Annotated in this window: 31 protein-coding genes and 1 pseudogene; 18 read left to right on the top strand and 14 right to left on the bottom strand. The window is 65.6% G+C overall.

Annotation, left to right across the window (positions count from 1 at the left end):
* The gene (locus tag OG558_RS22255; RefSeq protein ID WP_405072010.1) at window positions 1-480 is read right to left on the bottom strand and encodes a peroxiredoxin family protein; all 480 of its coding nucleotides are present in this window, start codon (window positions 478-480) and stop codon (window positions 1-3) included.
* 96 nt (window positions 481-576) lie between these two features.
* Between OG558_RS22255 and OG558_RS22250 the strand changes: the two genes are divergently transcribed.
* The gene (locus OG558_RS22250; protein WP_405072009.1) at window positions 577-1,209 is read left to right on the top strand and encodes a TetR/AcrR family transcriptional regulator; all 633 of its coding nucleotides are present in this window, start codon (window positions 577-579) and stop codon (window positions 1,207-1,209) included.
* Between the two features lie 127 nt (window positions 1,210-1,336).
* Here the strand turns inward: OG558_RS22250 and OG558_RS22245 are convergent, their stop codons facing one another.
* Window positions 1,337-2,056, bottom strand: coding sequence for an SDR family NAD(P)-dependent oxidoreductase (locus OG558_RS22245; RefSeq protein WP_405072008.1), 720 nt, complete (start codon window positions 2,054-2,056; stop codon window positions 1,337-1,339).
* A 62-nt stretch (window positions 2,057-2,118) separates the two neighbouring features.
* Here OG558_RS22245 and OG558_RS22240 point away from each other — a divergent pair, with 62 nt between their 5' ends.
* On the top strand, window positions 2,119-3,168 hold the full coding sequence (locus tag OG558_RS22240) for an AraC family transcriptional regulator (protein ID WP_329474890.1): 1,050 nt from the start codon (window positions 2,119-2,121) through the stop codon (window positions 3,166-3,168).
* A 345-nt stretch (window positions 3,169-3,513) separates the two neighbouring features.
* Here OG558_RS22240 and OG558_RS22235 read toward each other — a convergent pair whose 3' ends face one another.
* The gene (locus OG558_RS22235) at window positions 3,514-4,797 is read right to left on the bottom strand and encodes a hypothetical protein (protein ID WP_405072007.1); all 1,284 of its coding nucleotides are present in this window, start codon (window positions 4,795-4,797) and stop codon (window positions 3,514-3,516) included.
* A 275-nt stretch (window positions 4,798-5,072) separates the two neighbouring features.
* Window positions 5,073-5,720, bottom strand: a complete 648-nt coding sequence (locus OG558_RS22230) for an ABATE domain-containing protein (RefSeq protein ID WP_405072006.1) — start codon at window positions 5,718-5,720, stop codon at window positions 5,073-5,075.
* Window positions 5,721-5,819: 99 nt separating this feature from the next.
* Here OG558_RS22230 and OG558_RS22225 point away from each other — a divergent pair, with 99 nt between their 5' ends.
* The 6 genes and pseudogenes from OG558_RS22225 to OG558_RS22200 all read left to right on the top strand — a co-directional run bounded on the left by OG558_RS22225 (window position 5,820) and on the right by OG558_RS22200 (window position 10,040).
* Window positions 5,820-6,356 (top strand): carboxymuconolactone decarboxylase family protein, encoded by a 537-nt coding sequence (locus OG558_RS22225; protein ID WP_405072005.1) that lies wholly within the window; start codon window positions 5,820-5,822, stop codon window positions 6,354-6,356.
* Window positions 6,353-6,817 carry a nuclear transport factor 2 family protein gene (locus OG558_RS22220; protein ID WP_405072004.1) on the top strand — a complete coding sequence of 155 codons (465 nt, stop codon included), beginning with the start codon at window positions 6,353-6,355 and terminating at the stop codon, window positions 6,815-6,817. Before OG558_RS22225 ends, OG558_RS22220 begins: the two co-directional genes overlap by 4 nt.
* Before the next feature lie 26 nt (window positions 6,818-6,843).
* Window positions 6,844-6,978: pseudogene (locus OG558_RS22215) on the top strand (MOSC N-terminal beta barrel domain-containing protein); the annotation flags it as partial.
* Between the two features lie 132 nt (window positions 6,979-7,110).
* A complete protein-coding gene (locus OG558_RS22210) occupies window positions 7,111-7,569 on the top strand; it encodes an MOSC domain-containing protein (RefSeq protein WP_405072191.1) in 459 nt (152 codons plus the stop codon).
* A 740-nt stretch (window positions 7,570-8,309) separates the two neighbouring features.
* Window positions 8,310-8,543 carry a hypothetical protein gene (locus OG558_RS22205; RefSeq protein ID WP_405072003.1) on the top strand — a complete coding sequence of 78 codons (234 nt, stop codon included), beginning with the start codon at window positions 8,310-8,312 and terminating at the stop codon, window positions 8,541-8,543.
* Window positions 8,544-9,167: 624 nt separating this feature from the next.
* Window positions 9,168-10,040, top strand: coding sequence for an LLM class F420-dependent oxidoreductase (locus OG558_RS22200; protein ID WP_405072002.1), 873 nt, complete (start codon window positions 9,168-9,170; stop codon window positions 10,038-10,040).
* A gap of 116 nt (window positions 10,041-10,156) precedes the next feature.
* Here OG558_RS22200 and OG558_RS22195 read toward each other — a convergent pair whose 3' ends face one another.
* The 4 genes from OG558_RS22195 to OG558_RS22180 all read right to left on the bottom strand — a co-directional run bounded on the left by OG558_RS22195 (window position 10,157) and on the right by OG558_RS22180 (window position 13,162).
* Window positions 10,157-10,594, bottom strand: coding sequence for a hypothetical protein (locus OG558_RS22195; protein ID WP_405072001.1), 438 nt, complete (start codon window positions 10,592-10,594; stop codon window positions 10,157-10,159).
* 453 nt (window positions 10,595-11,047) lie between these two features.
* The gene (locus tag OG558_RS22190) at window positions 11,048-11,449 is read right to left on the bottom strand and encodes a hypothetical protein (RefSeq protein WP_329474852.1); all 402 of its coding nucleotides are present in this window, start codon (window positions 11,447-11,449) and stop codon (window positions 11,048-11,050) included.
* Window positions 11,450-12,138: 689 nt separating this feature from the next.
* Window positions 12,139-13,005 carry an alpha/beta fold hydrolase gene (locus OG558_RS22185; RefSeq protein ID WP_405072000.1) on the bottom strand — a complete coding sequence of 289 codons (867 nt, stop codon included), beginning with the start codon at window positions 13,003-13,005 and terminating at the stop codon, window positions 12,139-12,141.
* A gap of 4 nt (window positions 13,006-13,009) precedes the next feature.
* Window positions 13,010-13,162, bottom strand: a complete 153-nt coding sequence (locus OG558_RS22180; protein WP_405071999.1) for a DUF6596 domain-containing protein — start codon at window positions 13,160-13,162, stop codon at window positions 13,010-13,012.
* A 55-nt stretch (window positions 13,163-13,217) separates the two neighbouring features.
* Between OG558_RS22180 and OG558_RS22175 the strand changes: the two genes are divergently transcribed.
* Genes OG558_RS22175 through OG558_RS22165 form a run of 3 tightly spaced genes read left to right on the top strand, consistent with a single transcriptional unit; the run spans window position 13,218 to window position 14,796 of the window.
* Window positions 13,218-14,006 (top strand): YafY family protein, encoded by a 789-nt coding sequence (locus tag OG558_RS22175; RefSeq protein WP_329474850.1) that lies wholly within the window; start codon window positions 13,218-13,220, stop codon window positions 14,004-14,006.
* A 23-nt stretch (window positions 14,007-14,029) separates the two neighbouring features.
* Window positions 14,030-14,419 carry a VOC family protein gene (locus OG558_RS22170; protein WP_405071998.1) on the top strand — a complete coding sequence of 130 codons (390 nt, stop codon included), beginning with the start codon at window positions 14,030-14,032 and terminating at the stop codon, window positions 14,417-14,419.
* The gene (locus tag OG558_RS22165) at window positions 14,419-14,796 is read left to right on the top strand and encodes a hypothetical protein (RefSeq protein ID WP_405071997.1); all 378 of its coding nucleotides are present in this window, start codon (window positions 14,419-14,421) and stop codon (window positions 14,794-14,796) included. The genes OG558_RS22170 and OG558_RS22165 overlap by 1 nt, the downstream gene beginning before the upstream one ends.
* Before the next feature lie 81 nt (window positions 14,797-14,877).
* Here the strand turns inward: OG558_RS22165 and OG558_RS22160 are convergent, their stop codons facing one another.
* On the bottom strand, window positions 14,878-15,366 hold the full coding sequence (locus OG558_RS22160) for a VOC family protein (protein ID WP_405071995.1): 489 nt from the start codon (window positions 15,364-15,366) through the stop codon (window positions 14,878-14,880).
* A 348-nt stretch (window positions 15,367-15,714) separates the two neighbouring features.
* Between OG558_RS22160 and OG558_RS22155 the strand changes: the two genes are divergently transcribed.
* Window positions 15,715-16,920 (top strand): MFS transporter, encoded by a 1,206-nt coding sequence (locus tag OG558_RS22155; protein WP_405071994.1) that lies wholly within the window; start codon window positions 15,715-15,717, stop codon window positions 16,918-16,920.
* 280 nt (window positions 16,921-17,200) lie between these two features.
* Entirely contained in the window at window positions 17,201-17,977 is a 777-nt protein-coding gene (locus OG558_RS22150) for a GNAT family N-acetyltransferase (RefSeq protein WP_405071993.1), read from the top strand.
* A gap of 67 nt (window positions 17,978-18,044) precedes the next feature.
* On the opposite strand, the gene OG558_RS22145 is transcribed toward OG558_RS22150, so the two are convergent.
* Window positions 18,045-18,683 (bottom strand): TetR/AcrR family transcriptional regulator, encoded by a 639-nt coding sequence (locus tag OG558_RS22145; RefSeq protein WP_405071992.1) that lies wholly within the window; start codon window positions 18,681-18,683, stop codon window positions 18,045-18,047.
* A gap of 203 nt (window positions 18,684-18,886) precedes the next feature.
* Between OG558_RS22145 and OG558_RS22140 the strand changes: the two genes are divergently transcribed.
* The 4 genes from OG558_RS22140 (at window position 18,887) to OG558_RS22125 (ending at window position 22,095) form a co-directional block, all read left to right on the top strand.
* Window positions 18,887-19,003, top strand: coding sequence for a DUF5709 domain-containing protein (locus OG558_RS22140; protein ID WP_405071991.1), 117 nt, complete (start codon window positions 18,887-18,889; stop codon window positions 19,001-19,003).
* A gap of 78 nt (window positions 19,004-19,081) precedes the next feature.
* Window positions 19,082-20,131 carry a GNAT family N-acetyltransferase gene (locus tag OG558_RS22135; RefSeq protein ID WP_405071989.1) on the top strand — a complete coding sequence of 350 codons (1,050 nt, stop codon included), beginning with the start codon at window positions 19,082-19,084 and terminating at the stop codon, window positions 20,129-20,131.
* A gap of 73 nt (window positions 20,132-20,204) precedes the next feature.
* Window positions 20,205-20,978: an SDR family NAD(P)-dependent oxidoreductase gene (locus tag OG558_RS22130; protein ID WP_405071987.1), complete on the top strand. Its 774-nt coding sequence runs from the start codon at window positions 20,205-20,207 to the stop codon at window positions 20,976-20,978.
* 271 nt (window positions 20,979-21,249) lie between these two features.
* Window positions 21,250-22,095, top strand: a complete 846-nt coding sequence (locus OG558_RS22125; RefSeq protein WP_405071985.1) for an alpha/beta fold hydrolase — start codon at window positions 21,250-21,252, stop codon at window positions 22,093-22,095.
* Window positions 22,096-22,180: 85 nt separating this feature from the next.
* On the opposite strand, the gene OG558_RS22120 is transcribed toward OG558_RS22125, so the two are convergent.
* Window positions 22,181-22,849, bottom strand: coding sequence for a sigma-70 family RNA polymerase sigma factor (locus OG558_RS22120; protein WP_405071984.1), 669 nt, complete (start codon window positions 22,847-22,849; stop codon window positions 22,181-22,183).
* Window positions 22,850-23,231: 382 nt separating this feature from the next.
* Between OG558_RS22120 and OG558_RS22115 the strand changes: the two genes are divergently transcribed.
* Window positions 23,232-23,861, top strand: coding sequence for a uracil-DNA glycosylase family protein (locus OG558_RS22115; RefSeq protein ID WP_405071983.1), 630 nt, complete (start codon window positions 23,232-23,234; stop codon window positions 23,859-23,861).
* Window positions 23,862-23,981: 120 nt separating this feature from the next.
* Here OG558_RS22115 and msrA read toward each other — a convergent pair whose 3' ends face one another.
* The 3 genes from msrA to OG558_RS22100 all read right to left on the bottom strand — a co-directional run bounded on the left by msrA (window position 23,982) and on the right by OG558_RS22100 (window position 25,097).
* Complete coding sequence (gene msrA / locus OG558_RS22110; protein ID WP_405071982.1) at window positions 23,982-24,530, bottom strand: peptide-methionine (S)-S-oxide reductase MsrA; 549 nt, start codon at window positions 24,528-24,530, stop codon at window positions 23,982-23,984.
* The gene (locus OG558_RS22105) at window positions 24,527-24,688 is read right to left on the bottom strand and encodes a hypothetical protein (protein WP_405071981.1); all 162 of its coding nucleotides are present in this window, start codon (window positions 24,686-24,688) and stop codon (window positions 24,527-24,529) included. Before OG558_RS22105 ends, msrA begins: the two co-directional genes overlap by 4 nt.
* A 148-nt stretch (window positions 24,689-24,836) precedes the next feature.
* Window positions 24,837-25,097 carry a hypothetical protein gene (locus OG558_RS22100; RefSeq protein ID WP_405071979.1) on the bottom strand — a complete coding sequence of 87 codons (261 nt, stop codon included), beginning with the start codon at window positions 25,095-25,097 and terminating at the stop codon, window positions 24,837-24,839.
* Window positions 25,098-25,114 lie beyond the last annotated feature (17 nt).

Genomic DNA, 25,114 nt, shown 5'->3' with positions numbered 1-25,114 from the left:
TCAGCCCTCGTGTGCCTTGATGTAGCGGAGGAATCCGACAACGTCGTCCGCGACCAGCCGTCCGATCGCCTCGCTGGAATACACCGCCGTAATGACCTCGCCCTGTGGATTGAGTACGAAGCCGGACGACTGCAGGTAACTTCGATCGGCGCTGACAGACGCACCGGTTGCCTCCGACACCTTGTCCACGTCGGCGCTGTGGGCGACGGGGAACCTCAGCTTGTGCTTCTCGACGAGATCGGCGCTGGTCGCCTCGTCGTCGACGGAGAGCGCGACAACCTTGGCGTTCAGCTCGGCGAGGGTCTCCGACGCGCGCGAGAACGCGGCGAGCTGGGCGTTGCAGTACGGGCACCACGATCCGCGGTAGATCAAGACGATGCCGAACGAGCCGGCGAGATCATCCGGGAGGCCGATTGAGCCGCCACCCACCGCCGGAAGCGACAGGGACGGGAACTGCTGGCCGTTGTGCAAACGAGACACGGGATTCCTCTCTGAACTCCAATGAAATGGACCAACTGGTCCACCTTGATGGAATCGAATTGGACTATCAAGTCCAATTGGGATTACGATTCGAGGATGCCTACGAAGCTCCGCGCCGATGCGCCCCGCCTCACCGCACGCGGCGCCGTGACACGAGCGCGGATCGTCGCCGGTGCGGCGGAACTCATCTACGAGCGCGGCGTTGGCGGCACCAGCCTCGACGACATCATGGCGGCCACCGGCACGAGCAAGTCGCAGCTCTACCACTACTTCGCCGACAAGGACGCGCTCGTGCTGGAGGTGATCCGCACCCAGCTCGCCAAGGTCATCGCCGGGCAGGAGACGCAGTTGCGCGAAGTGTGGTCGTGGGACGGCCTGCAGCGTTGGCGCGATCACGTCGTCGAGGCCACCCGTGCCACAGGTGGCGTGGGCGGGTGCCCGCTCGGCTCGCTGTCGAGCGAGCTTGCCGACCGCTCGGAGCCGGCTCGTCGCGTGCTCGCCGACTGCTTCGCCGAGTGGGAGAAGTACCTGTTCGACGGGTTCACCGCGATGCGTGCCGACGGTGAGCTGTCCGCGGACGCCGACCCGCAACTGCTCGCGACCGCGGTGATGGCCGCGCTCCAGGGAGGGTTACTGCTGTCCCAGGCCACTCACGGGGTCCAGCCGCTCGAGCTGGCCCTGGATATGGCACTGGATCACGTCAGGAGTTGTCGACCCGCGAACCACTGAGCGGCGGTCGGCTCAACGGGTCGAAACTGATGAAGGAATTGATTGCCGGCGAACTCGGGGCGGTCGTGATGGACGACGTGCGCGGCGCTCGACATCCCCGCCCCACCAGCGCCGGTCAGGAATCAGCTCAGCCGGCCAGCATCCGCTCGAGCTGGATCGGATCGCCGAGGTACACCTTCCCGGCGCCTTCCGAAGCGTCATCCGGCCAGACCACGGTGTCGCCGGCTGCGATCCCGGCAACGATTCTGCGTGCGACCTCTTCGGGGGCGGCCTTGTCGGCAGCGACACCTGCCAGCATGTCCGTGTCGATTCCGCCCGGGTACGCTCCGACAACCGTGATACCGCGGTTGCGAACCTCGGCGCGCAGAGCCTGGGTGAATGAGTGCGCGGCGGCCTTCGACGCCGAGTATCCGGCCATCGGTCCTACCGGAGCCAGGGCGATCAGCGTCAGCACATTGGCGATCACAGCCGGGCCGTTCGACTCCAGTACAGGGACGAACGCCCGGCTGACACGGACGGTACCGAGGTAGTTGGTGTGCATGTCGCGCCCGAAGAGGTCGATATCGCCTTCCAACGGACCGCCGAATCCGAGAACGCCGGCGTTGTTGATGAGCAGGTTGACATCGGACGCAGCAGACGCGGCCGCGTCGACGCTCGCCTGGTCGGTAACGTCCACGGCAAGGATGCGTACCCGCGGATCGCCCGCGACGGCCGGGTCGATGGTCTGCGGATTCCGCGCAGTGGCGTACACCTTCGTGGCTCCGCCGGCCAGTAACTCGGCTACGAAGCAGGCCCCCAAGCCGCGGTTGGCCCCGGTGACCAGAGCTGTGCTTTCGTCGATTTTCACAATGATCTCTCCTTCGAGCAAATGAACGAGTAGACCGTATTGCGTCCTACGTACGCGGATCGATGCTTGATACTCGCAATATCTTGCCCATTCGTCTCACCGTGGATCGACTCGCGCACACAATGGATAGCATCGAATGTATGGACCTGTTGGCTGAGGTGCTGGCTGCCGCCGGCGTACGCGGCACCGTGGCGGCATCGGTACACGCCAGCGAACCGTGGGGGCTCGAACTCGATCGCATACCCGGTGCCGCCTTCCACGCGATCACCGCCGGGACTGCGTGGCTTCGGTTGCCCGGCCGGCCCGACGTGCGACTCATGCCAGGCGACGTTGTGTTGCTGCCGACCGGAACGCCGCATGCACTGTCCAGCGAACAGGACGTCGTCCTCGAGCCGTTCGACCATCTGGCGGCCGAACAGGCGCTCGCAGACGACGGTGTGTTGCAGGTCGGAAGCCGGCCCGGGCGCACCCGGATTCTCTGTGCCTCTTACAGACACGACCCTGCCGTTGCGACGCCGCTACTCACGTTGCTGCCAGACCTCGTGCATGTCCCCGCCGGGACAGGCGGCGCCGCGCTCGACGACACCCTACGGCTGCTCGGCAACGAACTCACTCACCGTCAACTGGGCGCGGCGACGGTGCTCGACCGACTCGTCGACGTCTTGCTGATCCACCTCCTTCGCGCCTGGATCGACACGGAGTCGGTCCGATCCTCCGCGTCGTTGTTTCGGGCGCTCGGCGATCCCGTCATCGCGGCCGCGCTCTCAGCGCTCCACAGCGACCCTGCACGTCCGTGGACCATCGACTCGCTTGCGGACGAGGTGGCAGTCTCCCGAGCAACACTGGCCAGACGCTTCCCAGCGCTCGTTGGTGACACGCCATCGGCCTATCTCACACGCTGGAGAATGGATCTCGCCGCCCGCAGACTTCGTGACACCGACGACCCGATCGAGCAGGTCGCGAAATCCGTCGGTTACACCTCGGTGTACGCGTTCTCGCGTGCGTTCTCCCGTACTCGAACCCAGCCCCCGGGTCGCTATCGAGTTGAATCTCGTGCCGCCGACCGCGGCCCGGGTTCGGACGAACCGCCACCGGCCAGGCCTTCCCTGTAGTGACCTTCGCTCTCAGCCGGATCCTGGATGCGGCCACGGCCGTGACCGGTGCAACGTCGTTGCCTGCTGAGATCCCGGCATCGGCGACCACGGTGACATCGAGAAGCTGGTGGGCGGTCACGACCGACTCGATGACCGGGAGCAGCGTCTTGGTCTCGGCTGCGGTAGGTGAGTACGGATGCCCACGAGCCGGTCAGATCATCGGGAAGGCGCAAGGTGCCGCTGCCGACGCGGGCGAGTCCAGGGCCGGGAAGACTCAGCCGTTGGCCAGTCCGGTCATCCGTGAATCCCTTCTTAGTCAAGGCGGTGGGGCGCCCGGCTGGGCGCCCCACCGCGTCAACTGGTTCAGTGCTGCGAATCGGGCAAAGGTGTCGCAAGGTTGTCGGTCGGTGCCTCGTCGATGAAGCCGATGACCGGGCAGTTGATGATCACGCCCTGGGCGCCGTACGGCGCGCCGCCAGGCCCGGTGATGAGGTCGGGTCGGCTGGCAGCCAGGTTGAAGATCTGGTTCTCGTCGATCTGCCGCTTGTTCAGCCCGAGCCTGATGGCCTTGTCGGTCCATTGCCCGAACTGGGCCTCCCAGATCGGGCTGTACGCCTCCGCATGTCGCGGGTCCGCCAAGGTTGGGAAGTCGCCCTGGACGTTGAGCGCGTCACCGCCGTTGCGGAGTGCGTCGATGAGTGCTGTGTTGCCGACCGAGGCGTCCTCGTTGGCGTGGCCGTCGAGGATCAGGTGCGCGATGCCCTGCGCCTGCGGGTTGTTCGCTCCGGTCTGTCCGTTGAGGAACGGGAAGATCCGCTCCCGGGCCGACCCGAGCGCGTCGTCGCCGCCGTTGTAGGCGATCTGCGAGAGCGCCGGCACATAGGTGGCACGCTCGAGGGTGGCGGTGCCAGGGTCGTTCGACTCGGTGCTGATGTAGAGGATGGGCTGACCCGCGTCGAATCCCTTCACCAGCAGCAGGTCGACCCACGACTGATTGAACTTGCCGGGCCCCGCGGGCGGCGCGATGTGGATGCCCAGGACGCGGTCCTCGGTGTTGGTGTGGTGGACCACGTCGAACGGACCGTCGCCGGTGGCGACGATGGGTGCGTTGTAGACGACCGGCGAGCCGGCCAGCCGGATGAACGGGCTGTAGTCGGCGTCACCAACGCCCCCCGGCTGGGCCTTCGCCGGCGGGAACCCGTCCGGCCCAGGTACCAGGACCCGGGTCGGGCTGAAGTCCGGCGCGCCGGGCCGGTCGATGACCGCCGTACCGAACCGGTTCTCCTCGGGAGTCGGTGCCACGACAGTCGCTGTCTGCACGCAGGTGGCGCACCCGATCCCCACGTTGTTCAGCTTGGCGGCGTGGTTCACATCCAGATCGGCGGCGATGCCCGGATCAGACGCCTCGGTGATGACATACCACACGGTTTCGCCTTTGACCGTTGCCTTGAACAACGGCAAACGGACCGTCTCACGGGTCAGATCCACCTGCAGCGCGCTGCGGATGGTGAGTTTCTCGGCCGGCAGCAGACCGCTCTTCTGGCCCGGGAAGCTGGACGCTGAGGTCTCGGCCGCCTGCGCCTGCGTGTGCGTAGCGGCGACCGCGCCGCCACCGACGGCCAGCGGCACCACCAGCGCCATGGTCATCGCCGTTTTCCGTGCACGGCGACCAGTTGGCCACCGGAGTACTGGATTCATCGCTTCTCTCCTCGGAGACAGCTCACCAGTCCCGTCTGGACTGATTGGTCCAGCCAAGCCGAGGCACGGCGGACCGTCTAGCCCAGTGCGATTACCTTTCCCTTATGCATGAGGCGAAGGCGCCGACGCCGATGCGCGCCGGGAATCAGCCTCGACATGGCACTTGCCCGCGGGCGCAGCCACGCATCAGGCACAGAGGACCGACGCGAGGGCGGCGAACTGACCTATCGCGGCGTCGGTCGACTGAGCTTTGGATCCGTCGCCGACGTGTGGCCGGAGTGCCTGGCGTAGTGCCGTGCGGCCCGTGCTCGATTGCCACAGGCAGCCGAGCACCATTCCCGCCGCGGATGATCCTTGACGAAATAGAGCACGCAGCCGGGCGCGTGGCAGGCACGCAGCAGTGGTGCCGTGGTGTCGGTGAGCAGGTCGATCGACTCGCTTGCGACAGCCGCCAGCGCCGCGGGCACCGGTCGCCCGACTGGCGAGGTGTCCTGCTCGAGTACTCCGTGGCGGAGCTGAAGCCTGGGACCTGCCGTACTGCTGGCGATCGTGTTGATCTCATTGATCGCGGTGCTCACGTCAGGGATGGCAGAGACGGCCGCCGGACGATCGTCCTCGGTCAGCAGAGCCGCCAGCCGGCGTAACGCGTCACGCAGCCGCAGGCCGATCACGAGGTCGTCTTTCGTGACGGTGACCGGCGTGGCGGTGAGGCCGACGACCCGCAGCCAGTCACCGAGCTGGCCACGATTGCTCAGGGCATCGTGCACGCCGCCACGATCGGCCCAAATCGTGTTCATCAACCGAACCGGCACAGGTTCGCCCGGAGTCGCCCAGGCCACCGGTACGCCGACGGACGGTTCTGCTCTAGCCACATTTCTAACGGTACCATCCGCTTGCAACCATTACACCGAACAGCTACGCTTCTAACGGCACTCAGCCACTTTTGACGTTAGAAACCCTAAGGATCTCAGATGACCGGCTTGCCCCTGATCGACCCGAACGCAGCGACAGAACCCGCCGCCGGCCTGCTCGCCGCCGTACGGAAGAGCCTCGGCGTGACCCCCAACATGACGAAGGCGATGGCGAACAGCCCGGCACTACTGAAGGGGTACCTCGAGTTGTCCGGGGCACTCGGCACGGGGGTGCTCCCGGTGGCCACCCGGGAACGCATCGCCCTGGCAGTTGCTCAGGGCAACTCCTGTGGATATTGCCTGTCGGCACACAGCTATCTCGCCGAGCATGTCGGTGGCCTCGGCGCCGCGGAGATCGCATCCGCACGCAAGTCGGACTCCAACGATCCGAAGACCACCGCACTGCTCACCTTCGCCACCGCAGTGAACGACAACCGGGGCGAGGTGAGTGAGGCGGACCTCGAAGCGGTTCGTTCGGCTGGTGCGACCTACGAGGAGATCGCCGAGACGATCGGGCACGTCGCCCTGAACGTTCTCACCAACTACTTCAACAAGGCAGCCGACGTCGACATCGACTTCCCGGTCGTCGAGGTATGAGCACCGCCATCCCGCCACTCGCACCACCCTTCGACGAACTCACTGCACGCGCGAAAGTGCAGGCCGCCGAAGATGCGTGGAACAGCCGAGACCCACAGCGGGTCGCCGCGGCCTACACGCCGGACTGTCGGTGGCGTAACCGGTCAGAGTTCGTCACCGGGCGGGAGGAGATCGTTGCGTTTCTCACGCGGAAGTGGCAGCGCGAGCAGGACTACGCGCTACGCAAGAGTCTGTGGAGTTTTACCGCGGACCGAATCGCGGTGCGGTTCCAGTACGAATGGCGCGACGAGTCCGGTCAATGGTGGCGCAGCTACGGCAACGAGAACTGGGAGTTCGCTCCGGATGGCCTCATGAGCAGTCGGGAAGCCAGCATCAACGACGTCCCGATCAGCGGCACGGATCGGCGCATCACCGGCCCACGAGCAGCAGACGAACACGACCTGCCGATTCCACTGCAATGACCCTTGAAGCGAAGGAGTGAGGACCCGTGCAGATCTCTGGTCTGTGGCGTTACCCGGTCAAGTCGCTGGCGGGCGAACCGATGCAATCGATCCAACTCACCGATGACGGTGTCGCCGGCGACAGGCTCGTACATGTACGCGGTGACCACGGTGTGCTCACCGGCCGGACTCGGCACGGGTTACTCACGCTACCTACTCACACAGGTCCCGATGGTGTTCCACTGATCGCAGGTCACCCGTGGCACACCGATACTGCCGGCCGACTCGTGCGCGAGCACGCCGGTGCAGATGCAGTGCTCACTCGGTACGACGGCCCCGAACGGTTCGACGTACTCAACCTCCTGGTCGCCACCGATGGCGCCGTCCGCGCTCTTGGGTACGACGTGCGCCGGCTGCGGCCAAACCTGCTCATCAGCGGTGTACCTGAGGAGGCCGAAGCTACCTGGCCGGGGAACGCAATTGCTATCGGCGACACGCTGATCGGCGTGCACTCCGTCCGACAGCGCTGCATCGTCACCACCATCGACCCTGACACCGGCGCCCAGGACCTGGACGTCTTCCGCCGCATCAGGCGTTCGTTCGGAGGCAGGCTCGCTCTGAACTGCTGGACAATCAGGCCGGGCACCATCGCGGTGGGCGACGCGGCCAGGCTGGTTTCGACCACCGAGCAGCCCGCAAATCTGGGCGGCTGGGTCACGGGGGTTCCTTATCCTCGATCCGCCGATGGGGTGTCAACGGCAGGCGAAGTTTGACCAGAACCCACCCCGCCGTTGACAGCGCGCGAGTGAAACCAGGGCCCGACGATCCCGAGCCTGGTGGCCGCAACAATGAGGTCGCCGGACTCGGCCTGCAAGTCGTCACCACGCAAGGCGTGAACTTCAGATCACCACGTCCATCGGTTTCGACACGTCTCGGGGCCCACCTCGGTCTGCGTCGCGACCGTCCCCGCAGTCAGTCCTGCAGCCGTCAATTGGCCAGTCTCGAGGTCGCGGTCACCACCGTCAGTGGTGCGGTGTCAGATCTCGCCTCGATGGCCACACAGTCAGCCGCAGGTCTTCAACGCACCTCTTTTACGCACCTCAATCAGCGCGAGAGGATGATCAGCGATGAGAACCTACGCGATCAGCAGAACCGTCGAATCCCTTACCAGCAAGCGATTGCGCTCATCATCGGCAATCGACGATCAGTCTCTCCCGCAAATCAGCGGGTTCGGGGTTCGAGTCCCTGGCGGCGCACAAAAGCCCAGGTCACGCGAGTGTCTTGGGCTTCGTTGTGTTCGGCACGAAACCACAAACTGACCACTTTGCCGGTTCGACGCTTCCGGCGGAGCTGCCACGATCCCTCTGCGGGCATCACTCAGGCGGTATCTCCGACCTTCAGCTGATCGTGACTGTGCGTCACATCACAACGCTTCGCATCATTGCCGACCTTCCCGATTCGGCACCCCGTCCAGCGTTGAGCAGCCAACCATCACACAGGTTGGAGGCTTGACATGTCGAGACCGCCGCTGCCTATCGGAACCTGGGGAAGCATCTCCACCCGGGTTGAGAAGACCGACGCAAAGGGCAAGCCTGTCACCTGCCTGTCGAAGGCCAGGATCCGCGACCACGACGGTCACGTGCGCCCGGTGACCGCCGTCGGCAAGACCAAGACAGCCGCCGAGCGCAACCTACTCAAGAAGCTCCAGGATCGTGCCAAGACCAACCGGTGGAACTCAGCCTCCTGAGAACGAGCCTGGCCGCCGACGAACGGGCCATCCAGGCCGATCTCCCCGACCTGGTCACCTTCGTGATCGGCACCGGCGTCCGCATCGGCGAAACCCTCGCCGTCCTCTGGTCCCAGGTCGACCTCGAAGCCGGCACCGTCGAAATCACCCACACCATCCCGCATCCCTGGCGAAGACCTCCTCCGCAAGGCCACCAAGACACGAGCCGGCGAGCGCGTCCTCAGCCTGCCCCGCTGGGCAGTTTCCATGCTTCGTGCCAGGCACGCCGCCGGCATCCGTCTCGACGATCCGATCTTCGGCGTACCTGCTGACCCGCGACCACGCGCTCGCCGAGGACCTGGTCCAGACCGCGCTGGCCAAGGCCTGGTTCCACTGGTCCCGCAGGTCACCGCGACGACGGAAGTCGAGCAGGGGTCGCGGCAATGGGTGCTGCGGGCGTCGCCCAGCTCCACCCTCAAGCTGTTCGACCGAACCCGTCTCGGCGTAGCCGACCACCTTCTCGTCGCGAGCGCGGAAGACCGTTGTGCCCTCGCCTGATGGACGGCCGTCGATTGAACGAGGTCAGGTGTGGGTGTTAGGTGGAGAGCACATCAGCTCGGTGGCTCATCGGAAGGAGACCCCCGGATGGAACTCGGTCTGCAGATTCCTGACTTCACCTGGCCGAACGGCGCGGCCGCGCTCGGCCCGGAGCTCGCAGCAGTCGCCCGGACGGCCGACCAGGCCGGCTTCGGCTACTTGGCGGTGATGGATCACTTCTTCCAGATCCGCGGTGTCGGGCCAGCAGAGCACGACATGCTCGAGGCATACACGACGCTTGGATTCCTGGCCGCTCACAGCGAACGCGCCAAACTGCTCACCGTCATCACTGGCGTGCACTACCGGCATCCGGGCCTGCTCGCGAAGGCGATGACCACGCTCGACGTACTGTCCGGCGGCCGCGGCATGATCGGGCTCGGCGCCGGCTGGAACGAAGAAGAATCGCGCGGTCTCGGCTTCCCGTTCCCGCCGGTCGCCGAGCGATTCGAGCGGCTGGAAGAGACACTCCAGTACCTGCTGCAAATGTGGTCCGACAACGACGGCCCGTTCAACGGACAGCACTACCAGGCCGAACGGCTCATGAACGTCCCCCAAGCACTCAGCAAGCCGCACCCGCCGATCATGGTCGGCGGTGGTGGCGAGAAGAAGACGCTGCGCCTGGTCGCCAAGTACGCACAGGCGTGCAACGTCTTCAACACGCCCGATCTCGAACACAAACTCGACGTCCTCAAAAAGCACTGCGAGAACGAGGGCCGCGACTACGACGACATCACCAAGACCGTCTATCACCTGATCGACACCGGCGAGAACGGCGAGAAGACCAGCGAACTGATCGACGAACTCGGCCGCCTCCACGGCCTCGGCTTCAGCGCGGCCATCGGCATGGTCCCGCAGGTCCCACGCCTCGACGTACTGGAACATATCGGCTCGGAAGTCATCCCAGTCGCCAAAGCCTTCTGAAACACGTCCTCCCCACAAGAGACAACGCCGCAACGACGAGGCGCTCAGCCACGCCAGCGAAGGAGGGATAGGTCAGATAGTCGGCATCATCGGGGCGCCTCTCCGGCGGGCGACAACTAGCCACCTACCGGCGCGCCCTCAAGAACAATCTCCGCCCCGCCATCGGCGAACTCCACATCGGTGAAGCCATCACCCAGCGCCTCGACACTGTCCTCACCAACATCAAGGATCACGCCGGCGCCCCCACCGCCGGAACCTGCCGTGCCGTCATCTCGGGCGCGATGAACCTTGCCGTCCGGTACGGCGCTATCACCGTCAACCCCGTCCGCGAAGTCGACGCCATCGAAGCCAGGCCGAAGAACCCACCCAGAGCACTCACTGCGGCAGAAGTCACCCTCCTGCAGAAGAGCCTGACCGCCGACGAACAACCGGTCGAGGCCGACCTTCCCGACCTGGTCACATTCATGCTCGGAACCGGCGTCCGGATCGGTGAAGCCCTCGCCGTCCTCTGGCACCAGATCGACCTCGACGCCGGCACCGTCGAAATCACCCACAGCATCGCCCGGCCACCCCGCGAAGGCCTGATCCGCAACCTGAGCCAGATCCGTAACCCTCGCGGGCGAACTGCCGTGGGCTCCCCCCGGACGGCGCCCTCCCCTTTGCATCAAAGCCGGTGCAATGTCCTCAATCGGTCGAGCGGCGACGCCCAGAACTAACTGCTCACGGGAATTCGCGGACGCACCGACGGGTCGGGTGAGTGTTGCCATGAGCACCGATCATTGCCGCCCGGCATGACCTAGGCCGCTGCCATCTCATCGCCCAGGAACCATAAACTCGGTGCTGCGCCGTTCATCCCGAAGCCACCGACGACCAGGTCGACACCCTCGTCCCTCTCCTGACCGGCCTAGCCTTCGACCGCCTCGCCCTCAGCGTCCCTCCTACCGCCTCGCGCCGAGGGAGCGTGAGAGGGGAGCCAGGTCGGAGGCGCGACGTCGGCATTGGTCCCACTACTTCGGTACACCGTCGCTAATCGAGAGCCACTGACTCCAAGCCGAGCAAGTGGTGTATCCGCCGCCCGCGCTCAGGTCCTTCTCGCAGACCATGATCCGGATGTATCCGGTCTCAGCCATGTCATAGTTGCAGGCCGTCTCACCGTTCTGGGCACCGTTCGAGTCCACGCACGCACCAGAGCGGCCGTAGTCGGTCTCCCAGCGCGTCACCGCACTCTTGCCGTCGAACCTCCAGTCGAGGGTGCCGACCCAGTCGCCGTCACTCTGGAAGTTTCCCTCGTCTCCGGCGGAGTTCTCCACCTCCCCTGGCCAGCTCGGCCACTCCACCGCGTGCGCCGGCGAAGCCACGAACGCCGCGATACCGACAGCTCCGACGAGGACGCCTGCCATCTTCTTCATTCCTACTTACCTCCACAGTCGATTGGGGAAAAATGTTACGAGAAGAATCCAGAGTCGGCCAATCAATTACCGTAGAGTCGAATGGAACGTAGCGAGAGTTCAGGCCGGCCAGGCGATCATCGACCGCGGGAACTCCCCCGGCCGGTCGCCGAGCTGCACCTCGCCGACACGTCCCGTGCCGAGGTCGATGGTCCAGCGCTAGAGCTGGATCGGAGTCATCTGCGACGCAGTTTCCTCGCGCGTACTCGCCCTCAATCTGCCTCTCGAGGGCGAATCCCCGCGACGCGCCAGTGCGTCAATGCCCTCGGCGAGCCTCTGCCGCCATCCGGTCTGCAAATCTGCCGCGAGCTAGCTGCCAATATGCCGACGGGCTGCCTGCAGATCTGCCGCCCCCGGCACGCGGCACGCCCGACGCCCACACCGGTTGGAGGCAAGACGTGCCGAGGCCACCACTGCCCATCGGAAGCTGGGGCGAGATCTCCACGTGGGGTCGCTCAGACCGACGACACTGGCTGCTCTCTCAAGCACTTGCTGGTTGATCGAGGTCGGCAACGTAACGCAGGGCGGTCATCAGGCCATCGGTGGATAGCAGGCGGCTGCCTGGATGGGCGAGACTGTCAACGCCGGCCGCTGCGAGTTCACTACTGCAGCTGGCGAACGGCGGCGATCACCCGGGGCCGCCGCGGAGGTCAGCGGTCAGCCAGCGCGGCGACAGCCGCGGCGACCTCGGTCGGGAAGTCCTCTTGGAGGAAGTGCTTGCCACGGACCGTGGGGATGTCGTCGAGCCGGGCCGCGAGGCGAGCCTGTACGCCGTACGTCCGCAAAGGCAACGCGGTATCCCGGCTGCCCCACAACAGCCCCACCGGACGGGCACCGGAGCCGAGGACGGCCTCGTATCGCTGCCGCTTCTCGACCGTTCGCTCGAACGATCGCATGATCCGTAAGAAGGCCCGGCCGTTGTCCTCGCCCAGAAGGAGACGCAGGTGCGCGTCGACCTCCGCGGTCGGCACGTCAGTGCCGAAACCGATCGTCCGCATCAGCGTACGGAACACCACCGGTACTCGAGCCGTCGTCAGCCACGCCCGCCCCAGAACACCATGGGCGAAGGGCTCCATCACCCACGGCCGGCGAAAGGTGTCGACGGCAACGATCGTGTTCAGCAGCAGAATCGAACGCACCCGGTCCGGCACCGCGGCCGCGATCTCGAACCCGACCGGTCCGCCGATGTCATGCACCACGAGGTGGACACGATCCAACCCGAGCGCGTCGAGGGCAGCGGTCGCCCACCGGCCAAGCCCTGTCCAGGAGTAGTCGAAGTCGTCCGGCCGGGCGGCCAGCCCCAAGCCGGGCAGGTCGAAGGCGATCCCACGCAGCCCGCGTCGGACCAGCTCGGGCAACACCGCACGGTAGACGAACGAAGAGGCCGGTACGCCGTGCAGACAAACGACCGGCTCCGCGCCGGGCGACCCCTGATCGAGGACGAAGCTCGGTACGCCGTCCGCCGTGAACTCCCGTCCCGCAGCACGATGAGCGGCCAACACCTCGTCAACAGTCACACCATCACTCTCCCACCGGATCGCGCAAAGAGCCGCGATGGCCCTTCAGCAGGACGACGTGACCGTCGGCTTCGCGCGCTGGCACCCGGGCATCGGTCAGCAACATCATGGCCAGCAGGCCGATGACCTCCGGCTCGTCGGGCATCAGGGCAACCACGATCAGGACAACTGAGGATGTCCTTTTTGTCCACGGCCGCGTCTAGCCTGCGGACATGAACCGGATCGATCGTCTGTACGCCCTCGTCGAGGAGCTGCGCGCGGCCGGGCCGAGGGGCCGTACGGCGCGGCAGTTGGCCGGGCATTTCGAGGTCAGTGTCAGGACCGTGGAACGCGATCTCAGTGCGCTCGGGCAGGCCGGCGTACCGCTCGCGACCAAGCAAGGACGCACCGGTGGCTACACGGTCGACCGGTCGATGAGCCTGCCGCCGCTCAACTTCACGTCCCGTGAGGCGACCGCGGTTGCCGTGGCCCTGAGCCGTGCCGACCATGTGCTCTTCGCCCGGGATGCCCGGAGTGCGTTGCAGAAGATCGTGGCCGCCATGCCGGAGCGCGCACTCGAGGAGGCCCGTGCGGCCGCCACGAAGGTCAGGTTGCTCGTCCACCCAGTGCCTCATCCCGATGCGGAGATCGCCGAGACTGTCTGGCAGGCCGTGCGCGACAACCACGTGCTGCGCATCAGCTACATCGACGTCGGCGGCGTCGAGACCGAGCGGGAGGTCGAGCCGCAGCACGTCGTCGTCGGTCCCAACGGCTCGTATCTCACCGCCTGGTGCCACCTCAGACACGAAGACCGGGTGTTCCGGATGGATCGCATCACCGTGGCCGAGCGCACCACGACACCGCCACCTCCGCGGCACGCCGTCCCCGAGGTGAAGGTCGACGGCCACGAGACGAAGCTGCCGGAGTCGGCACTGCGTCCTGAAGATCTTCTGCCCAACACCGACATAGGGGTGTCGCGAGCCAGTGCGACGGTGGGTGCAGCCCGTCGTCCCGGCGGGTGATCCGCACGATGAAGGAGACACTCATGAACGCCCCAGCTCCCGGCACCCTGGCCTGGTTCGAGGTCGCCACCAGCGACCCCGACGGCGCCCAGAAGTTCTACGGCAGCCTCTTCGACTGGACCTTCGACGCCGACGGCCCGGCGGCGACCGGCGGCCTGGACTACCGCAACATCAAGGCCTCCGGCGCCGACGGACCGATGGGCGGCATCTTCGGCACCGGCGGGCAGATGCCCGGCCACGCGGTGTTCTACATCCTCGTCGCCGACGTCGAAGCCACCTGCGCCGACGCGGAACAGCTCGGCGGCACGGTGGTGAGCAAACACCTCGACCCCGGTCCGGGCGCCCCGGCGTTCGCCTACCTCCGCGACCCGGCAGGTAATCAGTTTGGCGTCTTCACCCCATCGAAGGCCTGATGACACCAAACGCGCAGCGCCCGTCCCCGCCGGACCAGCCCGGCGGGGACGACGCCCGCGACCTCTACGACGAACTCACCGACGACCTCCTCTACGACCCCGCCATCGGCCGGTCCACGATGATGGGCTACCCCTGCGTTCGGCTGGCAGGACAGTTCCTCGCGTCGTACGACGAGCAGGCCGGTCGGCTGCTCGTGAAACTACCCAGCGAGCGAGTCGCCGAGCTCGTCGGGACCGGCACCGGCGACCAGTTCGCGCCCGCCGGTCGAGTCTTCCGCGAGTGGGTCGCCATCGCCACGATCGACCGCCATCTCTGGCGCACCCTCCTCGCCGAGGCCGTCACCTTCGCCCGGACGAGCCTCGGCGGGCAGCCGTGACGGACAGCAGGCCAGGCTTCGGCGGAAGGTGATGGTGGCTAGCACGATCACCTCACGCTGAATCGATCGTTCCCAGCAGGGCTACGACCCGGCCGAGCCGAACAGCTCGGCCATCCGGCGCATCAGCTCCTCGGGCGTCACGTCCTCGATGTGCGACGCGACGGTCCACCCGTGTCCGAACGGGTCGACGATGTGCCCGTCCCGGTCGCCGTAGAACTGATCCTCCGCCGGACGCCGCAGCGTCGCGCCGAGCTCCACCGCGCGCGCGATGACCGCGTCCACGTCGTCGACGTAGATGAACAGCGAAGCGGGAGAGCCCGGCAGCCCGCCTGGGGGCGGCGCAGTGGTTCCCCGCTGGCGGTCCTCGTCCTCAACAATGACGACCGAATCGCCGATCTGGATCTCTGCGTGAGAGATCGTCCCTGCCGGGCCGGGGAAGCGCATCCGCTCGGTCGCGCCGAACACCGAGCTGTAGAACTCCAGCGCCTTGACGGCACCCGCAACGGTGAGGGCTGGCGTCACCCGGCGGTACGAATCGGGGATAGGGCTGGGCTTTGCTGCCGCTGTCATCTGGGTTTCCTCCGTCGGTGCACTCGTGGATCTGCCCTGTCCGGGCCGCTCGGATGCCGCGCTCTACCAGTAAGACGATCGGAGGAACGGCGCATCCGACAACCGCCAGGAGATATCTGCCCAGTTTGCACCGGCCTGCGGGCACATCTCTCCGCTGACCGGCGTGGGTCGGGGCCGGAGCGACGTCGAGGAGCGGATATGCGCCCTGCTGGTAAGACGGCGTGACGGATCGACGCACATCACATGTACGAGGACGCCATTCGCTCGTCCCTTGCTTACCGGTACGGCGGGATGCGCCCTTTGGCACGGACTGGAGAGAGGCACGACTCGATGCAGAATGTGGCACCGGTGATCAATCTGCGCCCGCGGGACAGAACGCTTCCGCTGGCGTTCGTCTCCGCAGTGGTCTCCCTGATGGCCACGTTTGCCGCGGTGGGATCGACGATCCCGCTTTTCAACATCTACCGGGCCGAGGAGGGGTTCACCACTGCCGACGTCTCGCTGACGGTCGTCGCCTACTCCGCCGCTACTCTCAGCACGCTGTTGGTGTTTGGCCGACTGTCCAATCATGTGGGCCGACGGCCCATCGCGTTCGCCAGCCTCGGACTGCTTGTGGTGGCTTGTCTGCTGCTCTTGAACGTGCACGACATCGGCGTCCTGATCGCCGGTCGGCTCCTGATGGGCCTCGGTGCCGGGCTGGCCAGTAGCACCCTCACCGCCTACATCGTTGACGCCGCGCCGGCGAGGCCGACCTGGCTGGCTTCCGTTGCTTCGAGCCAGACGGTCATGCTCGGTCTCGCCGTGGGTGCCATCGCATCCGGTGCCTTGGTCCAGTTCGGTCCATGGCCACGCGGCCTGATCTACCTGGTTGCCATCGGGTTGCTCCTGCTGTCTGCCGCACTCGTCGCCATCAGCCCGGAAACCGTGACGCCGACGCCGGGCGGCTGGCGATCACTGCACCCTGGCGTTCGCGTACCGGTCCGTGTCAGACATCTGCTCCCCGTTGCGGCCGCGGTGTTCCTGGCCACCTGGGCGACCGGGGCCTTCTACCAGGCCTTCGTGCCCGCACTGGTCGAAGATCAACTGCACACCAACAGCTCACTCGTTCTCGGACTGGTATTCGCCGCCTATATGGGCCCCAGCGCTCTGGGTGCTCCCCTTGGCGGCCGGTTCTCACCAGCCGCGGGCCAGCGCATCGGCATGATCGCCTTCTTGGCCGGGTGGACCGGCCTGATCACGGCGATCGCCACCGGCGCATTGCCCTTGTTCATCGCGGCAACCATCATTGCGGGAGCCGCTCAGGGCATCGCCATCAGCGCCGCGACCCGTGGCCTGCTGTTCGGCACTACCTTGCCCGACAGGGCACCGACCTTCGCCGTGGTCTATCTCCTCAGCTACAGCGGCGCGACCGTTCCCAGCCTCATCTCCGCCCGGCTCTCCGACATCTTCGCAGTACCGGAGATCGCCCGCGGATACGCCGGGCTTGCGATGGTCGCCACGCTGGTCACTGCCTTCGCTGCACGAAACCCGCACGACCAAGTGCAGCCAGAATGATGAGCACACAAAGAGGCCTCATCGGTCCACTTTCGGACTCAGCTCCGTCACACCCACCCGATGCTCCGATCGCCGATGGCCTGCCATCACAAGCCAAAATCGATCTGGATCGTGCAATCTTGGTCGTATCGTGGCAGCGTCGACGTGTCGCCAGCCTGCCAGGGGCACCGCGATGCGATGAGCCATTGGAGGACTATATAGTCCGTTCAGGGACGCGAGCCAGCCCCAGGCTATGAGGCGTCGCGGTCAGGTCAGCGAGCAACACACAGAGGAAGTAGCGATGACTGATCAGGTTCTTCGGCCCGATGGAACGGGCTTCTACCTCGCGGGCGGCGAGCTTATGGTCGCCAGCCCCGCCGAGCAGGCGATAACCGGCGGCCAGCCGGCCGACTTCAGCGTTACCGCGGGTCTGTTCGGCAGTGCCGATATGGATTTCATGTTCGCCAGCTGGAACACCACCCAGGCGGATGATCTGCGTCGCGTACGGTCGGAGGACGGGCGCTTGGTCCTGCCGTTGCGGACACAGCCGGTGATGCTCAACTCACTTCCGAGCAAGGTGCGAGTGCAACTGCGTACCGCCACAGGACCCCACGACGCCGAAGGCCTCTGGCAGCTCGTCCTTCACTTCCGCAATCAGGCGGGATCGAGCCTGACCTGGCACGCCTGTCTTCCCGCCGAAGCGTTCGGTACAGGCTGGCTGGCTCCTTTGGCCGACCTGCTGACCATCGACGGCGCGGACGGTGCTGATGCCGCGACCACCACGCCGGCGGTCGCCGTGGTCCACCACGCAGACGACGAGTACTACGAACTCCTCGTCGACGGCCAACAGGCCGGACTCCTCGTCTACCACGTGATCGGCTCGCACCTCTCGATCACGCACACCGTCATCGAACCGACCTACCGCGGCCAAGGTCTTTCGTGGGCGCTGGTCGGCCGCGCTCTCGACGACATCCGTACGAGCTCTGTCACGGTGTCGAACTACTGTCCGGTCGTCAGCCGATTCATCGAGAAGAACCCTGACTACCGCGATCTCCTCAGCATGCCGCGGCCGGCCTGACCCTCCCTCGGACAATGACCCGGCCCTCGGCGACTCACCACTTCCGAGCCACGGTCCCGCCGCTGTTCTACTTGTCGTTGGCCGACTTTGCGTGCGCTCGGACCGAGTCCATCGCCAGATCGAGTGCGATACGCATCGGCCCGGGATCGCGGGCCGCTTGAGCGAGAACATACCCACCCTGGAGTGCGGCCATGATGCCCGTCGCCAGCGTCTGTGGATCAGCGTCCTCGGTCAGTGTGCCGTTGGCCTTCATCCGCTCGAGCGCGGCGGTCAGCAGCGAGATCCAGGATGTCAGGTGCGCGTCGAGATCGACGCGCGCTGCCTCGTCCTGATCGGAGAGCTCGGTCGACAGTGACCCGAGTTCGCAGCCCAGCGCTCCACGACGTGCTGTGACTCGCTGGAGTATGGCCCTGCACCACCGATCCAGGCCACTCAACGAGTCAACCCTGCGGAGGTACTGCTCTTCACGTTGGAGCACGCGCCCGCCCCGCAGTGCGATGACCGCCTGGACCAAAGCACTCTTGTCGCTGAAATGCCGGTAGAACTGTGACTTGCTCGTCCCACTCGCGGCCGTCACTTCGTCGAGGGTGGTCGCTGCGGCACCCTTCAGAGACATCAGCTCGTCGGCAGCGGCCACGATCCGGGCTCTGGTGGCCGCGCCGCGAGCGGTCAGGCGGCGATCGAGCTCATTCACTGTCTCGGGCACGAAAAGAGCTTATCGGGACCGAGCAACGATTGCCGCCGACTGTGGAGATGCCCGACGTCCGTCGGCGTGCCGGCCACCGCCATCACAACCGGCGGTCGGGACGGCGGTCGATGATCTCGCTCGACGGGTAAGTACCCCTGCCGGGGCCGACACCAACCTTCGTGAGGAGCCGGCGCGTCGCCGGCCGGTCTGCAGGAGGACGTATGAGCGAGGTCAGTCGCGCGGCCGACGTCGGGATCGACGCAGGCGCGGCGAGCGCCGAAGAAGCTGCGATCCACGTTGTGGACGACGAGCCCCTGGAGCTTGATGAGGTCAACTGATCGACACAGCACCGACACGATGACGCTGACCTGTCACCAGCACGTGCAGTGCCGGCTTCGGGAAAGGACCGCAGAGCGATGAGAACCCTGGTGAACGATTCCGAGCGCAACCTGACCGTGGTCGAGAACGACGAGTTGCGAAGGTACGAACTACTCGTCGCGGGAACGACGGTGGGGACCCTCGACTTCCGTGTCCTCGGGCCACGGCGTGTCCTCGGTCATACCGAGATCACTGAGGATCAGCGGGGCCATGGACTCGCCACAGCCCTGATCAAGGCAGTCCTCGACGACCTCATCGCCGAGGGAGTCCGGATCACGAACTACTGCCCTGCTGTCGAGCGATTCCTTCAGCGCCATCCGGAGTACGTCGTGGTACTCGATCCATTGCACCCGCCGATCCAGCCCCGCTCCAGGCCCCGGGCAGGCGGGAGACAGCAGATGGATCGTTCCGGTCCCCTGCAGCAGATCGTGCATGCCCAGCACTCCAGGCTCAGAGAGCTGGCCGCGCGTTCTCAGGATCCGAGCACCGACGGATTCGAGAGGCGTCGGATCACGGACCAGTTCGCGGCCGTTGCCGCACAGCATGCCGCGGCCGTCGCTGACGTCTTGCTGACCGCGGCCAGGACGTCGTCCGGTGAGGACGCCGCGGTCCTGCTCGAGAATCTCAAACAGTTCGAGCAGGCGCTGCGGGTACTCAAAGGTCGGGCGTACGGCGACGCGCGCTTCCTGGACCTCAGCGCAACCGAGACCTGGCGAGAAGCCGAACGCCTACTGGCCGAGCACGAATCATGGGAGACGAGGGTCGTGTCCGGACTGGAGCGAGTTCATGGAGCCGACGGCACCACAGAGCTGGCCCGCGCCTTGGCGAAACGGCAATGGAGTTCGCCGACGCGACCGCACCCCAACTCGCCGCATGCCGGAGTCGCCGGACGAATAGCGCGCCAGCTGTGGCGCATCGCCGACTCGACCTGGGACGAGCTGGAAGGACGCGGGCTTCCGACCGAGCCGATGGAGCACGCGAATCAGCATACGGCCTTCTCTCATTACCTCTTCGGAACCACCGACGACGCCGACCCCACGGCCGGACCCGATACACCTCACACTCACCAAGATCCCGGGAACCAGTAAGCCGGACCTCCGATCAGCACACAGATAGGGACATCCGGGTCACTCCGGCCCGGCACGGATCGAGGGAAAGCTCATGAGTGGATACTTCGAAGGTCGCAAGCTCATCGTGGTCGGTGGGAGCAGCGGCATGGGGCAACAAACCGCAGTGGATATCGTCGGGCAAGGGGGCAAGGCCGTCATCGTCGGGCGTCAGCAGGCCAAGGTCGACCAGACGGTCGCCGAGCTCGGTGAGAAGGGCGAGGCCTGGGGGATCACTGCCGACCTCGCGGATCGCAAGCAGGTAGAAGACGTCCAGGAGCAACTCGCCGCTGACCATGCCGATGCGACGCTGCTGGTCAACGCGGCCGGATTCTTCATCCCCAGGGAATTCCTCGACTACAGCCAGGAGAACTACGACGCGTATCTGGAGCTGAGTCGGGCTACGTTCTTCCTGACCCAGACGGTGGTGCGAGGTATGAAGGCTGCAGGCTCCGGTGGTGCGATCGTCAACATCGGCAGCATGTGGGCCTATCAGGCAGTGGCGGCGACGCCGGCGACCGGGTACTCGATGGCGAAGGCCGGCCTGCACGCCCTGACCCACAACCTGGCCATGGAACTGGCGGCTGACGGCATTCGCGTCAACGCGGTCGCGCCCGCAGTGGTGGCCACACCGTTGTACGAGGGCTTCATCCCCGCCGACCAGCTCGAGGAGGCGGTGAAGGGATTCGACGGCTTCCACCCCCTGGGACGGGTCGGAACAGCCCAGGACATCGCCTCGTCGATCGTCTTCCTCCTCTCACCCGAGGCCAGTTGGATCACCGGGGCGATTCTGAACGTCGACGGCGGCGTGATGGCCGGGCGCAACTGACGGCCGAGCACGCGAACCTGGCCGGTGGTTGCTACTGAGGTATGCAGAAGCACTCGCGGGGCCGGCCAGGGGCGGTCGACGACCAAGGCTTGTCTACCGAGCAGGGCTCCGCTCCGAAATCTCAGGTAAGAAACCGATCTGTCGCCGTGGCCATTTCGTACGCGCGGGTGGCCGCACCGATCAGGTGATCCCGAACGATGCCGCTGACGAGCGAGCGCTCGATCACGTCCCTGTGGAATGAGTGTGGAGTGCCCATGACGAGTTTCAGACCGTGTCTGCCGGCGGGTTGGAGGTCTTCTATCGCGAAGCGGGTAAGCCGGGAGCACCGAAACTCCTGCTGCTGGGCGGATTCCCTTCCTCGTCTCACCAGTTCCGGAACCTGATGCCGGCCCTCGCCGACAGGTTCCACCTGGTCTCGATCGACTACCCCGGGTTCGGGAACACCGAAATGCCGGATCCGGCCGACTGGGACTACACCTTCGACCACCTCGCAGAGATCGTCGACGAGGCATTGCTCGCCATCGACTTCACCGGCCCGATGGGGCTGTACATGCAGGACTACGGTGGCCCGATCGGGAACCGGCTGATCTCGCTTCATCCGGACTGGCTCCAGTGGCAGGTCATCCAGAATGCCAACGTCTACGAGGAGGGGTTCACCGAGATCTGGGACGGGATGCGTCACGGCCTCTGGGCCAACCGCAATGCCGAGACCGAGGCGCCACTCGAGGCCTTGCTCGAACCGGAAGCAGTGAAAGCGATCTACCTGACCGGCCACTCCGATCCGACGAAGATCAGCCCGGACAACTGGAACCTGGATCTGCACTTCCTGGCCCGGCCGAACGCGCGCAGAGTGCACCTGGATCTCTTCTACGACTACCGGACGAACGCCGCCCAGTACGCCGCCTGGCAGCGACGACTGCGCCGCGACCAGCCGAGAACGCTGATCTTCTGGGGCGAGGGAGACATCTTCTTCACCCCGGCCGGTGGCGAGGCCTATCTGCGTGATCTCCCCGACGCGAAGCTGGTTCGTCTCGATTCCGGACACTTTGCAACAGAGGACTGCTTGCAAGAGATCGTTGACGGGATCAACAGTTTCTACGACGAGACCGTCAGATAGCCCGAACTCCGACCTCCCCCGAGCGCCTGTCCCCTGCCGGGTGCGGTGGGTAAGCCCGCTCATCCTGCCCGTCGGCCGACGCTACTCATGCGATCTGCTGCTCCGCCAGGTAGCCGGCGTCGACCAAAGCGGTTCGCAGCTTACGGCGGGCATCGAACATCATCTTGTAAATCGCGTTGTGTGTCGCGCCGAGCTGATCAGCGAGCACGTCGGTGGGCATCCCGTTCAGCACCAGCGCGACGAAGACGATCCGTTGCTTCGCCGTCAGATTCTCGTCGACGGCACGATGGACGGCCTTCATGAGATCCCGGCCTTCGGCCTGCGCCTCTGGCTCGATCCCCAGCCGCGCAGGAAGGCGGTCCCAATCCTCTTCGTCGAACGCGACGCCGGCCCGCTGCCAGAAGTGCCGGTTGACCTTGGCCGCCACGTCGAAGATCACGAACTTGTACGCCCAGGTGGTGAACTTGCAGTCACCGCGGAACGTCCCGACCTTGCCGCAGATCGCCAGTAGGGCATCGGCGGCTGCTTGGTGCGCGATGTCGTCCAGCTCCGGCCCGACGAGTCGCAGCCTCGCCGCTCGCCGCCCGGCCTCCGCCCTCGCGGCTCGCAGGAGAATCTCGTACAAGCGTCGGCTCGCCAGCTCACACCGATCCCCACCGCCGCTCAGGTCGCGAACCCAAGCACGATTCTCCCGGGCCACCTCTGGGGAGACGACACGTACCTGCGACAACGACTCGGAACCTTCGCTCTTCATGGATCTCCGGCGATCAACGGAACGTAGTGATCACTGGTCCAGCGCCTCAGTGCCGGACCGGCGAAACAACATGGTGGACGATACCGTCCATTAAAGACTCCGTCCACTCGGCGACGAGCGACCCTCGGCACAGCGCGAGTCCACCAGCCACTTCAGGACGACATGCGCCTCGATCACCGAGACAGAAGGTGATAGTGAACACATCACGCTTGAGCAGGACTTGACCGCAGCAAGGCACAGTTCGCGCTCATCGTCGCATGACCATGTCATCAACTGGTCGATCTCGTCCTATTTCTCGCAACAACGGCTGCACCCGGAAGGTCGACCAGGTCATCTGACACGAACAGGCATCGCCAGATTTCAGGGACGGATTGAGAGCCGCGTGGACGAACTCACAGCATTGCGTGACGAGATCAGGAACGACGCCTCGAACGCGTGGGCCACAGAGCGTGGGTACGAACCGATCTACTCCGCATCATCGCGTTCGAAGATCGTCGTTATTGGCCAGGCGCCCGGCCGGCAGGCTCAGGACAGCCAGATCCCGTGGAACGACGCCAGCGGCATCAGACTGCGGCAGTGGCTGGGCGTCACCGACGCACAGTTCTTTGACCCGGACAGGATCGCCCTGCTGCCGATGGATTTCTACTATCCGGGCAAAGGCGCCCACGGCGACCTCCCTCCACGCCCGGCCTTCGCGTTACGGTGGCACCAACGAATCCTCGAGACGATGCCTGGACTTCGCCTCACAGTTCTCATCGGCCGCTACGCCCAGAAGCACTACCTGGGAACCAGCGCCAAGAGGAACCTGACCGAAACCGTCCGCGCCTATCGGGACTATCTTCCGGACCGGATCCCGCTCGTCCACCCCTCACCCTTGAACTTCAGGTGGCAGGCAAAGAACCCGTGGTTCGAGACGGAGGTGATCCCCGCTCTGCAGACGCTCGTCGTGGATGCTGTCTCCCACGCTCCCCAGGACACTGCCGACGACCGGCCGCCCAGGAGCTACTCGTAGCGGCCGTCGAATGTCACGCCATCACGAAGGCCGGTGAACCGCAGCCCGACGATCCGCTCGTCCTCGACTCGTTGGTGGCCTCCGAGCCACCGTGGCTTACGGCACATCGGAGTCGACAAGTCAGGCGGTGGTGCGCCGCGGGAGCACCCAGCCCGGACGTACGAAGTGGCAGGTGTAACCGGCCGGGTACCTGATCAGGTAGTCCTGGTGCTCGGGCTCAGCCTCCCAGAACGGACCAGCGGGCTCGATCGTCGTCACGGCCTTGTCAGGCCACAGACCTGACGCGTCGACGTCGGCGATCGTGTCGCGAGCGACCTTGTCCTGTTCGGGCGTGAGCGGAAAGATCGCCGAGCGGTAACTCGTGCCGACGTCATTGCCCTGACGGTTCACCGTCGACGGGTCGTGGATCTGGAAGAAGAACGCCAGAATGTCACGGTACGTCGTCAGCGCCGGGTCGAAAACGATCTCGACCGCTTCTGCGTGACCGGGATGATTGCGGTACGTCGCGTGGTCGTTCTGCCCACCGGTGTATCCAACACGCGTCTCGAGCACGCCGGGCTGCCGGCGAATCAGGTCCTCCACCCCCCAGAAGCACCCACCGGCGAGGACGGCCGTCTCGGTGCCGGGCTTGCGGGTGACCTGCCCGGTGTCGTGAATTCCGCTGGTCATGATGGATGCTCCTCTGTGCTGATGGTGTCTGACGTCTCGAACATCGACCGGTACTCGTTGTGCAATGCGGGCTCGGTCCCGTCTCTCTGCGTGACGTGGAACTGGCTGTCGGTGAGGCGGCTGAGCGCCTCCGGAGTCTTCCTGTCGTCGTGCGACACGGTTTCTCCTCCTCTGACGCCGCTGGCTGCGCCGTCACTGGCAACAACACTGCAGACAATCGATTTGGTCCCGGATCCCGTAGAACCCGTTGTGACCGCGATCTCAGCTCGGCTGGGCCATCCGCAACATGAGCGATAGAGCAGTAGCTCAGATGTCATCCCGGCCGTCACTGTGCAGCTGACTGTGCAGATCATCGTCCTGCACAGCGGCTAGCAGTCCGTCGGCATCTTCCGCGCATGCTCCGCACGCAGCAAGGTGCGACGCCAATCCGGGGTACTGCCCGGCAGCGTCGACTCCGGCCGCGAGTAGCTCGGCATAGATGTGCAGAACAGCCATTGCCTCATCACACCCGACGTCACACGGGTCGGTGGCCAGGAACCGCTCCAGTCCCTCCCGCCACCCGGTCATGACCTTTCACCTCTCCC

Source organism: Kribbella sp. NBC_01510, from assembly GCF_045040325.1.
Lineage (GTDB): Bacteria > Actinomycetota > Actinomycetes > Propionibacteriales > Kribbellaceae > Kribbella.
Note: the sequence above shows the minus strand (reverse complement) of the source record. Positions and strands in the feature narration are given on the sequence as shown.